Genomic DNA, 12,738 nt, shown 5'->3' with positions numbered 1-12,738 from the left:
TGAACATGATCTGCGAACGGAAAATTCAAGCCCGCGATCATTGTAAAGCCCGCTTTGCCGCAGGCTCGCGGCGGACGGTCTGCGCCCGCGAAAACCAGTCATTGAGCGACACGGCCGCTTCGCCTAAGGCGGGCCTTATGACTGTCTATTTCCACGAAGAAGATTTGCCCGGGGGCGTGCTGGGTTCGGGCGCGGTCGCGATCGATACCGAGACGATGGGGCTGAACCCGCTGCGCGACCGGCTATGCCTCGTCCAGATCAGCGACGGGTCGGGCGACGAGCATCTCGTTCGCTTCAAGCCCGGCAGCGCCTATGATGCGCCGGTGCTGAAGGCGATATTGACCGACCCTAATCGGTTGAAATTGTTCCATTTTGCACGCTTCGACATCGCCGCGTTGCAGCAGGCGCTCGGCGTCGTGACGGCGCCGGTCTATTGCACCAAGATCGCATCGAAGCTGATCCGCACCTACACCGATCGCCACGGCCTCAAGGAACTGGTGCGCGAATTGCTGGGCCAGGAAGTGTCGAAGCAGCAGCAGTCGAGCGACTGGGGCGCCGCCGAACTGAGCGACGCGCAGCGCGATTATGCTGCGAGCGACGTCCGCTTTCTGCACGCGATGAAAGAAATCCTCGACGTCCGGCTGGCGCGCGAAGGTCGCACCGAATTGGCGCAGGCCTGTTTCGATTTCCTGCCGACGCGTGCGGCGCTCGACCTGGCCGGATGGCCCGAGGTCGATATCTTCGCGCACATGTGATGCCAGCGATTCGCCCAAGGGCTCGATGAATGTCCGAACGCGCCGACCTTGACCGCACGATGCGCCGGATGTGGGCGACCACCGGGTCGAGCCACGACCGCGTCGTGCGCATCTTGCGCTACGGTCTGCCGCTCGTGATCGGTGTTGTTGCGGCGGTGCTGGTCTTCTCGCCCTTTACCCAGCGTGCCGAGATCAGCTTCCTGCTCTCCAAGGACAAGGTCGAGATGGCGCAGGAACGGATGAAGGTGACGCGCGCCGAATATCGTGGTCAGGATGCGAAGGGGCAGCCCTTTGCCCTGCTCGCGGGCAGCGCGGTCCAGAAGAGCTCGGCCGAGCCGATCGTGCGGATGACCGACCTGTCGGGAGCGATCAAGCTTGCCGACGGCCCGGCGACGATCGTCGCCCGCGACAGCGCCTATAATATGGATACCGAAAAGGTCGCGGTGCCGGGGCTGGTGCAGGTCAAGAGCGCCGGCGGATACCGGATCGACGCGAGCAATGTGGCGATCGACCTCAAGACCCGCAGCCTGATCGGGCAGGGCGGCGTCGACGGAACTTTGAACATCGGCCATTTTTCGGCCAACCAGCTGACCGCCGATCTGGACCAGCGCATCGTGCGGCTGCAAGGCAATGCGCGGCTGCGGATCAATCAGGGAGTGCTCAAATGAACCGCGTATCGCCGATGAAGAGCGCGCTGCTTGCAGGCGCGGGCTTTGCGTTGACCAGCCTCGCACTGCTGTCGGCCGGCACCGGCGGCGACGCCGCGCAGGCGCAGGCTCTCGCCAACCATAACAGCGGTGCGCCGGTCGATTTCGCCGCAGGCAGCATCGAGGTGCAGGACCGCGCCGACCGTGTCGTGCTGGAGGGCAACGTCCGGGTGACGCAAGCGGGGCTGACTGTCACTGCACCGCGGATGACCGTCGCCTATACGCGATCGGGTGGAACCGACGTCAACCGGCTCGACGCGACCGGCGGCGTCGTGGTGACCAAGGGCGACGAGCGTGCGTCGGGCAATGTCGCGATCTACGACCTCGACCGGCGGCTGATCACGATGGTCGGCAATGTCCAGTTGACCCAGCGCGGCAATAATCTGCGCGGCGGGCGCATGGTGATTGACCTTAACACGGGGCGTGCGACGGTCGACGGGCGCGGCGCGGCGCGCGGTCCCGACGGCAATCCGGTGCAGGGCGGCACGGGCGGGCGCGTGACCGGCACCTTCACGGTACCGGAAAGAAAGCAGTAACCAGCGCTTTTTACGATTCTGCAACCACGCGCCTTCACCAAGGGTGCGGGACCAGATCATTGTGGCGCCGGGGGGCGAGCCGCGCAGTTGAAAGCAGCCCCCATGCGCTTTTCCTCCATTGTGCCGCCCCGGCGTCCGCTTTTCGGGCGTCGCCAGTTACCGCCTGTCGAGGTGGTGATCCCCAGCCCCACATCCGAAGAACGACGTCTGATCGATCGCATCATGCGCCATGCGGGGTATCGCGAGTCGCGTTGACGCGCTGACCATGCGCGTTCGGCGCTTGGCGGGACGGGCCCGCGCCCCTACATGGGGCGCGCATGCCGCCCGACACCTCCACTTCCGCCGACGCCTCGCGCGAACCGCCCATCCTTGCGACGCTGAAACGCTTTCTGCCCTATCTGTGGCCGGCGGGGCAGACCGAGCACAAGGTCCGCATCAGCCTTGCGGCGCTGATCGTGCTCGTGTCGAAGGGCGTCCAGCTGTCGATGGGTTTCCTTTATGGTGCCGCGATCGACAAGATGGCGCCGGGGATGGAGGAAGGCGTCGCGCTCGCGATCGGGCTGGTGCTCGCCTACGCCGGTGCGCGTTTTGCCGGCGTTCTGTTCGACAATCTGCGCAACGTCGTGTTCGAACGCGTCGGACAGGATGCGACCCGCGAACTCGCGATCACAACCTTCAGCCACCTCCATGCGCTGAGCCTGCGCTTCCATCTTGCGCGGCGGACGGGCGAGGTCACCAAGGTGATCGAGCGCGGGACGAAGAGCATCGACACGATGCTCTATTTCCTGCTGTTCAATATCGCGCCGACGATCATCGAACTCGCCGCGGTGCTGATCATCTTCTGGACCAAGTTCAGCTTCGGCCTCGCCAGCGCGACCGCGCTGATGGTCGTCGTCTATATCATCTTCACGCGCAAGGTGACCGACTGGCGCAACGCGCTGCGCACGCGGATGAACGACCTCGACACGCTGACGATCGGACGCAGCGTCGACAGCCTGCTCAATTACGAGACGGTCAAATATTTCGGCGCCGAAGAGCGCGAGGAAGCGCGCTACCGCGACGTTGCCGACCAATATGCACGCGCCGCGGTGAAGAGCGAAAACAGCCTTGCCTGGCTGAACATCGGGCAAAGCCTCGTCACCAATGCCGCGCTCGCGGGCGCGATGGCGTATACCGTGTGGGGCTGGTCGCAGGGCGAATATAAGGTCGGCGACGTGGTGCTGGTGAACACTTTGCTCGCGCAGCTGTTTCGACCGCTCGACATGCTCGGCATGGTCTATCGCGTGATCCGTCAGGGGCTGATCGACATGGAGGCGATGTTCCGCCTGATCGACACGCCGTCCGAGATCAGCGATGCGCCGGATGCATGGCCGCTGGTGGTGAACGGCGGCGCGGTGGCGTTCGAAAATGTGGTGTTCGGGTATGAGCCCAACCGCACGATTTTGAACGGGGTGAGCTTTGCGGTCGGCGCGGGCGAGACGCTGGCGATCGTCGGGCCGTCGGGGGCGGGCAAGTCGACGATCGCGCGGCTGCTGTTCCGCTTCTATGACCCGCAGGGCGGGCGGATCACGATCGACGATCAGGATATCGCCAGGGTGACGCAGAAAAGCCTGCGCGCCGAGATCGGCATCGTCCCGCAGGACACGGTGCTGTTCAACGATTCGATCGGCTATAATATCGCCTATGGCCGCGAAGGTGCGGGCGCCGACGACATTGCGGCGGCGGCCGAAGGCGCGGCGATCGACGGATTTATCGGTATCCTGCCGCAGGGCTATGATACCGAAGTCGGCGAGCGCGGCCTGAAACTGTCAGGGGGCGAGAAGCAGCGCGTCGCGATTGCGCGCACCTTGCTCAAAAACCCGCCGGTGCTGATCCTCGACGAAGCGACGAGCGCGCTCGACAGCCGCACCGAGGCGGCGATCCAGGACACGCTCGAGCGCATCGCGGCGCGGCGCACGACGCTGGTGATCGCGCACCGGCTGTCGACGGTGGTAAACGCTGACCGGATCATCGTGCTCGACAAGGGGCGCGTGGCCGAGACGGGAACGCACGATCAACTGCTGCAGATGCGCGGGCTGTACGCCGACATGTGGGCGCGGCAGCAGGCGGAGAAGGAGGAGGGGACGACCGACGCCTGACGGTCGTCCTCTTCGTTGCTTCCTGCAACGGGTTTACAATTTTGTAAGTCATTTCCGCCATTTGAGGTACCGGACCAGCTCGCCTGCAGGCGGCGCTTGCGGCGAAAGGTAGGAATTTTGATCAGGCTTGCCATGTGTATTGCGGTCGACCACGATCCGTGGCTCGTCGCACTTGCCGTTGCGATCTGCTGTGTCGGCGCATTTTCCATCGTGCAGATGTTCGAACGTGCGCGCAGCGCGCAGCGCGGACAGGGGGTCGCCTGGGCATTCCTGATTTCGGTCGCGGCGAGCGCGACGATCTGGTGTACGCATTTCGTGGCCATGCTTGCTTATGAAGCCAAGGCACCGGTGACGATCGACCCGGTGATGACGATCGTCTCGCTGATGGTGGCGACGATCGGTTCGTTCATCGGTTTTGCGGTGGCGGCGTGGGGCAAGGATGATTTTTACGGGGCGTTCGGCGGCGCGTTGTTCGGCTGTGCCATTGCCGCCATGCACTTTGTCGGAATGGACGCCTATCGCGTCGATGGCATCGTCAGTTGGGACCGCAATTATGTTCTGGCGGCCGTGGTGAGCGGAACGGTCCTTGCGTCTACTGCGCTCACCGTGCTGCGGACACGCAAGACGATGCGCCATCGCGTCGCGATCGGTACGTTGCTGATCGTGGCTGCGATCGCCAGCCTGCACTTCGTCGCGATGACCGCGATGCGTATTACGCCGATGGCCTTGAGCGATGCGCCGCTGCGCCCCGCCGAGTTCCACGCGCTCGCGCTCGCAACGGTGATTGTCGGTGGCATCGTGATCGCGGCCGGCGTGTTCGCGGCAATGCTCGATCGGCAGACACGATCGGAAGCGATGCGTGAATTGACCCACATGGCGATGAATGATTCGCTGACAGGGCTTCCCAACCGGATCGCGTTCCGCGCCGAGCTGGCGCGGCAGATTGGGGCGGCGATCGTGAACGGCGAACGCATCGGATTGTGCGCCATCGACCTCGATCGATTCAAGGAAATCAACGATGTTCACGGCCACAAAGCGGGCGATGAGGTGCTCGCGCGGCTCGCGCACCGCATGCGCGATACGCTTGGCCACCATGAATTTGTCGCCCGGCTGGGCGGCGACGAGTTTGTCGCGCTTACCCGTTTCACCGAGCGCGCCCAGCTGACGGCATTCGCCGACCGGCTCGATGCCGAACTGAAGACGCCGCTCGTCTTCTCCGATTTCGAAGCGCGGCTTGGGGCCAGCATCGGCGTTGCCGTCTTTCCCGACGATGCGGCGAACGCCGAGATGCTGTTGAACAATGCCGACCTTGCGATGTACCGGGCGAAAGCCGACGCGGCGACCGCGCCGTGCCATTATGACTGGCAGCTCGACGAGGCGATCCGCGACCAGCGCGAACTCGCCACCGACCTTCGCGGCGCGCTCGACCGGGGTGAACTCGACGTCCATTATCAGGTCCAGACGTCGGTCACGACGGGCAACGTGACCGGATATGAGGCGTTGCTGCGCTGGACGCATCCAGTCCGCGGAGCGATTTCGCCAACGATATTCATCCCGCTCGCCGAAGCGAATGGCTTCATCCTCACGCTTGGCGAATGGGTGATGCGGCGGGCCTGCACCGATGCGGCACGGTGGCCGCACGGGTCGAAGGTTGCGGTGAATGTGTCGCCTCTGCAACTGGCGCATGTCGATCTGCCGCGGCTTTTTCATCAGATATTGCTCGACACCGGGCTCCCGCCGCGGCGGCTGGAGATCGAATTGACCGAGACGGCGATTATCGCCGATCGCGAGCGCGCGCTGCACGTCCTGCGCCAGATCAAGGCGCTGGGCATCGGGGTCGCGCTCGACGATTTCGGCACCGGCTATTCGTCGCTCGAAACGCTGCGGGCCTTTCCGTTCGACAAGATCAAGCTCGACCGTTTCTTCGCTGCCGAGCTCGAAGGCAATATTCAGTCGACAGCGATTCTTCGCGCGGTGCTTGCGCTCGGCAAGAGCCTGTCTATCCCGATCCTCGCCGAGGGCATCGAGACCCCCGAACAGCTCGATGTGCTGCGTCGCGAGGGTTGCGACGAGGCGCAGGGGTTCCTGATCGGGCGCCCTGGACGCGCGGCGGCCGAGGGCGAGCAGGTCCGCGCCGCCTGACGGTCCAATCGCAACTAAATTACTTGCCTTGGGTTGACCCCTTGCGCCCGCGCCCTTTACGCAAGGGCTATGCCGCATGACACCAGCCTGATCGGAACCATCGTCGCCGGTCTGGGCGTGGCGTTCCTGATGGGCGCGCTGGCGCATCGGTTGCGCATTTCTCCGATTGCGGGCTATTTGCTTGCGGGCGTCCTCGTCGGACCGTTCACGCCGGGCTTTGTCGCCGATACCGGGCTCGCGCTCCAGCTCGCCGAGATCGGCGTGATCCTGCTGATGTTCGGGGTCGGGCTTCATTTTTCGCTGAAAGACCTGCTGTCGGTGCGCAGGATCGCGGTGCCGGGGGCGGTGGCGCAAATTGCCGTCGCGACGGCCTTGGGCATGATGCTTGGCTTGTGGCTAGGCTGGTCGATCGAGGGCAGCATGGTCTTCGGGCTCGCGCTGTCGGTCGCGAGTACCGTCGTCCTGCTGCGGGCCTTGCAGGCGCGCGACATGGTCGAGAGCGAAAAGGGACGGATCGCGGTCGGCTGGCTGATCGTCGAGGATCTGGTGATGGTGCTCGCACTCGTGTTGTTGCCCGCGATGTTCGGCGCGCGCGGCGATGAGGGCGGCAGCGCCGGGTTGCTGCAATCGGCGGCGATCGTGCTGCTCAAGGTTGTCGGTTTCGGTATTTTCATGTTCGTGGTCGCGCGGCGGGTGCTGCCGTGGGTGCTCCACTGGGTCGCACATTCGGGGTCGCGTGAGTTGTTCCGCCTCGCGGTGCTGGCGATCGCATTGGGGGTCGCGTTCGGCGCGGCGGTGATTTTCGATGTGTCCTTTGCGCTCGGCGCGTTTTTCGCGGGGATGATCCTCGGCGAGACGCAGCTCAGCCGCCGCGCGGCCGAAGAAACGCTACCGCTGCGCGACGCGTTCGCGGTCCTGTTTTTCGTGTCGGTCGGGATGCTGTTCGACCCGATGGTGCTGATCGAGCAGCCGGGGCCGGTGATCGCGACCGTGGCGATCATCGTTTTCGGCAAGTCGCTGGCCGCCTATGCGCTCGTCCGCGCCTTCGGCCATGATTCGGGGACCGCGCTGACGGTGTCGGTCAGCCTGGCGCAGATCGGCGAATTTTCGTTCATCCTTGCGGGGCTGGGCGTGGGGCTCAAGGTGCTGCCCGAAACGGGGCGCGACCTGATTCTTGCCGGGTCGTTGCTGTCGATCCTGTTCAACCCGATCCTTTTTTCGCTTGCGGTGAAATATATGCGCGGTGTCCAGACAGAGGATGAGCCGGAGGCGCGCGCTGAAGAGGCCCCCGCGCCGTGCAACGCCGGCGTCGTACTCATCGGCTATGGCCGCGTCGGCAGCCATATCGGCAGCCTGATCTGCGGGCGCGGCGAGGGGCTGACGGTGATCGAGGACCAGAAGGATATGGCCGCGGCGGCGCGCGCGGCCGGGGCGACGGTGATCGTCGGCGATGCGACGAAGGAAAGCATCCTGCGGCAGGCGGGGCTCGACACGGCGTCCACGCTGTTGATCGCGATCCCCGAGGGGGTCGAGGCGGGGGCGATCGTACGACGCGCGCGGGCGATCAACCCGAAGCTGGTGATCGTGGCGCGCGCGCATTCGGACGAAGAGGTCGACGATCTGGTGCGGCGCGGCGCCGACCATGTCGTGATGGCCGAACGCGTGACCGCATCGCGGATGGCCGAGCGGGCGATGCTGACGCTGGCCTAGCCGGGCAAGAATTCCGTTCGTACCGAGCGAAGTCGAGACACCCGTCGGCGGCGCGCAACATTGAGGGGCATCTCGACTTCGCTCGATGCGAACGGGAAAAGGGTTGAAATGGTTGAGGTCGGGGCTTCCCCCTTTCTCCTAAACTTCCTATCGCCCATCGCAATGTCCGCCGACGCGCTCCTCCCTTTGCTCAAATCCACCTTCGGTTTCGATGCCTTTCGCGGGCGTCAGTCGGAGGTTGTCGAGCGCGTGATGGCGGGCGAGCGGACGCTGGCGGTGATGCCGACGGGCGCCGGCAAGTCGCTGACCTATCAGTTGCCTGCGGTCGCGCTGAACGGCTGCGTCGTCGTCGTGTCGCCGCTGATCGCGCTGATGCACGACCAGTTGCGCGGCGCGCGCGCGGCGGGAATCCGTGCCGCGTCGCTGACGAGCGTCGATGCCGACTGGGCCGAAACGCGGCAGGCATATCGCGACGGCAATCTCGACCTGCTGTACGTCGCCCCCGAACGCGCGACGGGCGAGGGGTTCCGGACTTTGCTCGAAGCGCAGACGCCCGCGCTTTTCGCGATCGACGAAGCGCATTGCGTGTCCGAATGGGGGCATGATTTCCGGCCCGATTACCGGTTGCTGCGGCCGCTGCTCGATGCGTTTCCCGATGTGCCGCGCCTGGCGCTCACCGCCACCGCCGACAAGCACACACGCGAGGATATTCTCGTCCAGCTGGGAATTCCCGCCGACGGGCTGATCCTCGCGGGGTTCGACCGGCCAAACATTCGGTATGCGGTCCGGCCGCGGATCAGCCCGGCGAAGCAGCTCGTCGATTTCATCGCCGCCAATCCGGGGCCGGGGATCGTCTATTGTCCGACGCGAAGCGGCACCGAGCGGTTCGCCGAGCAGATTGCGGCGGCGACCGGGCGGAGCGTTGCCGCCTATCATGCTGGGCTCGACCCCGAAATCCGCGCGCGCGTCCAGCATGATTTCGTCGCGTCGGAGGACGGCATCGTCACCGCGACGGTCGCGTTCGGCATGGGGATCGACAAGCCCGATGTGCGCTTTGTGGCACATGCGGGCCTGCCGAAGTCGATCGAAAGCTATTATCAGGAAACCGGGCGCGCGGGGCGCGACGGCGATCCGGCCGAAGCGATGATGCTGTGGGGCGCCGACGATTTTGCGCGTGCGCGAATGCGATTGTCCGAACTGCCCGAGGCGCGCGTTGCGGGCGAGCGGACGCGGCTCAATGCACTTGGGGCGCTGGTCGAGACGGTCGAATGCCGCCGCGCGCTGCTGCTGCGGCATTTCGGCGAAAACCCGCCCGAACGGTGCGGAAACTGCGACAATTGCCTGGAGCCTGGACGCCAGGTCGATGCGACGGTGCTGGCGCAAAAGCTGCTCTCGGCGGTCTATCGCACCGGACAAAGCTATGGCGCGGGACATATCGAGGCGGTGCTGACGGGGCGGAGCGACGAACGGATCGTCGGCCGCGGCCACGACAAACTGTCGGTGTTCGGGATCGTCGCGGGCGAAGAAGCACGGTTGATCAAGCCGCTGGTGCGCAGCCTGATGGCACGCGAGGCGCTCGACACGACCGAGCATGGCGGACTGATGCTCGGCCCCGCGGCGCGCGCGATGATGAAGGGCGAGGCGCCGGTGCTGATGGCCGAGCCGCCGGTAAAGCGCACGCAGCGCGCCGCGCGCGGCGGTGCAAGCGCCACGCCGAACCCGGTCGGCGATCCGTTGTTCGATGCGCTGCGCGCGATGCGGCGCGAGCTCGCGGCCGAAGCCGGGGTGCCGCCCTATGTCATCTTTCACGATGCGGTGCTGCGCGCAATGGCGAGTCAGCGGCCGGCGACGCGGAGCGCGCTGGCGGACATCCCCGGCGTCGGGGGCAAGAAGCTCGAGGCGTGGGGCGACGCGTTCCTGAACGTGATCCGGCAATATTGAACCGGCCGGCCGGTCAGTCCGGCGAAATGACCGAGACGATGTCGCTGCGCAGCGACCAGCCGAGTCGTTCATAGAGGGCCTTGCCGTCCGCGGTGGCGACTAGCAGGCATTCGGTGACACCGCGGCGGACGGCGAGACGGCCGAGCTCGGCCATGATCGCGGAGCCGAGCCCGCGGCGGCCGAACTGGGGTTCGGTCACGATCTGGTCATAGACGGCGATGGCGTCGTGGATGCCGAGGACGCCGCGCGCGGCGAGCGAGCCGTTGGCATCCCGGGCAACCGCTTCGAAACGGTGGGCGCTTTCCTCGATCTCGATCGCAAAATCGGGCGTGGGCCGCGCCGCGGGCATGTCGGCCCCGGCCGCCATCAGCCACATGGCGTCGCGGGGCTGCCAGTGCGGCGGAATATGCGGGAGAATCGCGTCGCGCGGGGCTGCGATGTCGACATAGATATGCGGCGCATCGACTGCGGCGAATGCGGCTGCGGCGGCTTCGCCCGATGCGTCTCCTAGAACGAAGCGACCGGCCTGATCGGGTTTTCCGACATCGAACCATAATGCTGGGGGGATGGTGGCGGCGATGGGGTGGGCATATCCGCGCGCCGCGCAATAGCCGAATGCCCAGTTGAAATGATCGGTCATGGTTATCGACCATAAGCGAAGCGCGGGGCAAGGGAAGCGGCAACGCACCTTCACGCTTGTCAGCAAGTGGGCGGCGGGAGTAGATCGCTGGCATGAGCGATTTTCGAACCCTGTCCGCCGACTATAGCGTCGCCCCGCAAATCACCCTCGAGGATGTGGCCGAGGCCAAGGCCGCGGGCTTTGCGATGATCGTCAACAACCGCCCCGACGGCGAAGAGCCCGAAGCGCCGCAGGGCGACGAGATTGCGAACGCCGCCGCCGCCGAGGGGCTTGCCTATGCGGCGATTCCGGTGGGGCACGCGGGGTTCAGTCATCCGCAGCTCGATGCGCTTGACGCGGTGCTTTCGGGCGCGACCGGACCGGTTCTCGCTTATTGCCGGTCGGGAACGCGCTCGACGCACTTGTGGGCGCTGACGCGTGCGCGCGCCGGCGACGATATCGATGCGATCGTCGAGGCCGCGGCGAATGCGGGGTATGACCTGTCGGGGCTTCGTCCGATGCTTGACGCGCTGGCGGGGGAGCAATGACGGCGGCCGAACTGGTTCAGACCGGGGCATCGATCATTGCAGTGCTCTTCATTGTGTGGCTGGTGAGGGCGATGGGTCTGGGCGCCGATCCGCGAATTGCCGACGCCGACCACGCCATTCGCCTGGCCGAAGAGGCCGAGACGGGGTTTCGCGGCATAGACGTCGCGCGCGACCGGGCAGGTTTTGCCGCAATCGTGAAAAATGCCGAGGGGCGGATGATGCTGGTGCGCGCGCATGGCAATCATTTTGCGGCGCGCCCCGTCGATGCCAGCGTCGAAGGGCGGCTCGACAAGGATTTCCTGACGCTGACGACAGCCGAGAAAACGTTCGGATCGGTGACGCTGCAGCTGGGGAAAGACGCAGGAATGTGGGCCAGCCGGATGCGGGATCTGAACTGTGGATAAGCTGCCCGATCCGGTCACCTACGCGGTCCCCGCCTTCATCCTGCTGCTGATTGTCGAAATGATCGTCTCGCTCCGCCGCGACAAAAGCCGGTACGAAGCGCGCGATACGCTCAATTCGCTGATGCTCGGCACGGGGAGCCAGGTTGCGAGTGCACTCGTTGGCGGCATGGTGGTGGGATTGGCGGTATGGCTGCACCAGTACCGGCTGTTCGACATCGGCATCGAATTTCAAAGCTGGTGGTGGGCGTGGATCCTCTGCTTCTTCCTCGACGATCTGGCCTATTATGTCTTTCATCGCAGTGCGCACCGCGTCCGCTGGTTCTGGGCGAGCCATGTCATCCACCACAGCTCGCAGCATTATAATCTGTCGACGGCGCTGCGGCAGACGTGGACGGGCTTCATCAGCATCGCTTTCATCTTCCGTCTGCCGCTGTTCCTGATCGGTTTTCCGCCCGCGATGGTGTTCTTCTGCGCGGGACTGAACCTGATCTATCAATTCTGGATCCATACCGAGGCGATCAAGCGGCTGCCCAAATGGTTCGAGGCGGTGATGAACACCCCGTCGCACCACCGCGTCCATCACGGCGTGAACCCGCGCTATCTCGACGCGAACTATGCCGGCGTCTTCATCATCTGGGACAAGATGTTCGGCAGCTTCGTTCCCGAACGCGACGACGAGCCGGTGCGTTATGGCATCGTGAAACAGCTCGGCAGCTTCAACATCCTGTGGGCGGCTGTGCACGAATGGGTCGGGATCGCGAAGGATGTGTGGGCCGCGCCGTGGCGGCACAAGCTGTCCTATATCTGGCGCGAACCGGGTTGGAGCCACGATGGCAGCCGGTCGACGAGCGCGATGATCAAGGAACGCTGGGCCGCAGGGCGGCCGGCCGAAGAACCTGCGGAATGAGATTGCGTGCGGCCGCAAGCCGCGTCGCGCGCTGGAAATATTGGGATGTCGTGACGCTCGTCGCGGGCGGGGTTCCGTTGGTTCTCGTCCTCATCGGCGTCTATGCCGGTGAAGATTTTGGCCGGCTTTCGGCACCGCTTATTCTGGTCGCCCTGCTGGTCTGCCCGATCGCCGCAGCTTTCGCGTGGCGGAGGGGTAACGGACGACTGATCGCCGGCGGCTGTGCGATGATCGTCCTTCCGGCCGCTTTGTTGCTGCCGGTTCTTGTCATACCCATCCTGTTGTTGGCCGCGTGCTTCATGGGAAATTGCATCTGATCGAAAGACGCGAT

At 65.1% G+C, this 12,738-nt stretch carries 12 protein-coding genes; 11 read left to right on the top strand and 1 reads right to left on the bottom strand.

Translation table 11 applies throughout. From position 1 onward, the window contains the following. Positions 1–137: 137 nt before the first annotated feature. From AC07NV_RS05705 to recQ, 7 genes are all read left to right on the top strand, one after another. Positions 138–755 (top strand): ribonuclease D, encoded by a 618-nt coding sequence (locus AC07NV_RS05705; RefSeq protein WP_495165375.1) that lies wholly within the window; start codon positions 138–140, stop codon positions 753–755. 29 nt (positions 756–784) lie between these two features. Next, on the top strand, positions 785–1,423 hold the full coding sequence (gene lptC / locus AC07NV_RS05700) for an LPS export ABC transporter periplasmic protein LptC (RefSeq protein WP_495165374.1): 639 nt from the start codon (positions 785–787) through the stop codon (positions 1,421–1,423). A 14-nt stretch (positions 1,424–1,437) separates the two neighbouring features. Next, positions 1,438–1,998 carry an LptA/OstA family protein gene (locus AC07NV_RS05695; RefSeq protein ID WP_495165990.1) on the top strand — a complete coding sequence of 187 codons (561 nt, stop codon included), beginning with the start codon at positions 1,438–1,440 and terminating at the stop codon, positions 1,996–1,998. 317 nt (positions 1,999–2,315) lie between these two features. After that, complete coding sequence (locus AC07NV_RS05690) at positions 2,316–4,136, top strand: ABCB family ABC transporter ATP-binding protein/permease (protein WP_495165373.1); 1,821 nt, start codon at positions 2,316–2,318, stop codon at positions 4,134–4,136. Positions 4,137–4,268: 132 nt separating this feature from the next. Continuing rightward, complete coding sequence (locus tag AC07NV_RS05685) at positions 4,269–6,278, top strand: putative bifunctional diguanylate cyclase/phosphodiesterase (protein WP_495165372.1); 2,010 nt, start codon at positions 4,269–4,271, stop codon at positions 6,276–6,278. 69 nt (positions 6,279–6,347) lie between these two features. Beyond that, positions 6,348–7,988, top strand: coding sequence for a cation:proton antiporter domain-containing protein (locus tag AC07NV_RS05680; RefSeq protein ID WP_495165371.1), 1,641 nt, complete (start codon positions 6,348–6,350; stop codon positions 7,986–7,988). A gap of 162 nt (positions 7,989–8,150) precedes the next feature. Further along, positions 8,151–9,929, top strand: coding sequence for a DNA helicase RecQ (recQ, locus tag AC07NV_RS05675; protein WP_495165370.1), 1,779 nt, complete (start codon positions 8,151–8,153; stop codon positions 9,927–9,929). 13 nt (positions 9,930–9,942) lie between these two features. On the opposite strand, the gene AC07NV_RS05670 is transcribed toward recQ, so the two are convergent. Continuing rightward, positions 9,943–10,569 (bottom strand): GNAT family N-acetyltransferase, encoded by a 627-nt coding sequence (locus AC07NV_RS05670; protein WP_495165369.1) that lies wholly within the window; start codon positions 10,567–10,569, stop codon positions 9,943–9,945. Positions 10,570–10,661: 92 nt separating this feature from the next. Here AC07NV_RS05670 and AC07NV_RS05665 point away from each other — a divergent pair, with 92 nt between their 5' ends. Genes AC07NV_RS05665 through AC07NV_RS05650 form a run of 4 tightly spaced genes read left to right on the top strand, consistent with a single transcriptional unit; the run spans position 10,662 to position 12,724 of the window. Further along, a complete protein-coding gene (locus tag AC07NV_RS05665; protein WP_495165368.1) occupies positions 10,662–11,096 on the top strand; it encodes a TIGR01244 family sulfur transferase in 435 nt (144 codons plus the stop codon). Further along, positions 11,093–11,500, top strand: coding sequence for a hypothetical protein (locus AC07NV_RS05660; RefSeq protein WP_495165367.1), 408 nt, complete (start codon positions 11,093–11,095; stop codon positions 11,498–11,500). The genes AC07NV_RS05665 and AC07NV_RS05660 overlap by 4 nt, the downstream gene beginning before the upstream one ends. Beyond that, a complete protein-coding gene (locus AC07NV_RS05655; protein WP_495165366.1) occupies positions 11,493–12,407 on the top strand; it encodes a sterol desaturase family protein in 915 nt (304 codons plus the stop codon). Before AC07NV_RS05660 ends, AC07NV_RS05655 begins: the two co-directional genes overlap by 8 nt. Then, positions 12,404–12,724 (top strand): hypothetical protein, encoded by a 321-nt coding sequence (locus AC07NV_RS05650; RefSeq protein WP_495165365.1) that lies wholly within the window; start codon positions 12,404–12,406, stop codon positions 12,722–12,724. The genes AC07NV_RS05655 and AC07NV_RS05650 overlap by 4 nt, the downstream gene beginning before the upstream one ends. Positions 12,725–12,738: the final 14 nt, after the last annotated feature.

The sequence above is a fragment of the Sphingopyxis sp. GW821-FHT10B01 genome (genome assembly GCF_059415685.1).
Note: the sequence above shows the minus strand (reverse complement) of the source record. Positions and strands in the feature narration are given on the sequence as shown.

Coding starts and splice junctions, on each gene's coding strand:
- AC07NV_RS05705 (WP_495165375.1), top strand. CDS start 138: ATGACTGTCTATTTCCACGAAGAAGATTTGCCCGGGGGCGTGCTGGGT.
- lptC (WP_495165374.1), top strand. CDS start 785: ATGTCCGAACGCGCCGACCTTGACCGCACGATGCGCCGGATGTGGGCG.
- AC07NV_RS05695 (WP_495165990.1), top strand. CDS start 1,438: ATGAAGAGCGCGCTGCTTGCAGGCGCGGGCTTTGCGTTGACCAGCCTC.
- AC07NV_RS05690 (WP_495165373.1), top strand. CDS start 2,316: ATGCCGCCCGACACCTCCACTTCCGCCGACGCCTCGCGCGAACCGCCC.
- AC07NV_RS05685 (WP_495165372.1), top strand. CDS start 4,269: ATGTGTATTGCGGTCGACCACGATCCGTGGCTCGTCGCACTTGCCGTT.
- AC07NV_RS05680 (WP_495165371.1), top strand. CDS start 6,348: ATGCCGCATGACACCAGCCTGATCGGAACCATCGTCGCCGGTCTGGGC.
- recQ (WP_495165370.1), top strand. CDS start 8,151: ATGTCCGCCGACGCGCTCCTCCCTTTGCTCAAATCCACCTTCGGTTTC.
- AC07NV_RS05670 (WP_495165369.1), bottom strand. CDS start 10,569: ATGACCGATCATTTCAACTGGGCATTCGGCTATTGCGCGGCGCGCGGA.
- AC07NV_RS05665 (WP_495165368.1), top strand. CDS start 10,662: ATGAGCGATTTTCGAACCCTGTCCGCCGACTATAGCGTCGCCCCGCAA.
- AC07NV_RS05660 (WP_495165367.1), top strand. CDS start 11,093: ATGACGGCGGCCGAACTGGTTCAGACCGGGGCATCGATCATTGCAGTG.
- AC07NV_RS05650 (WP_495165365.1), top strand. CDS start 12,404: ATGAGATTGCGTGCGGCCGCAAGCCGCGTCGCGCGCTGGAAATATTGG.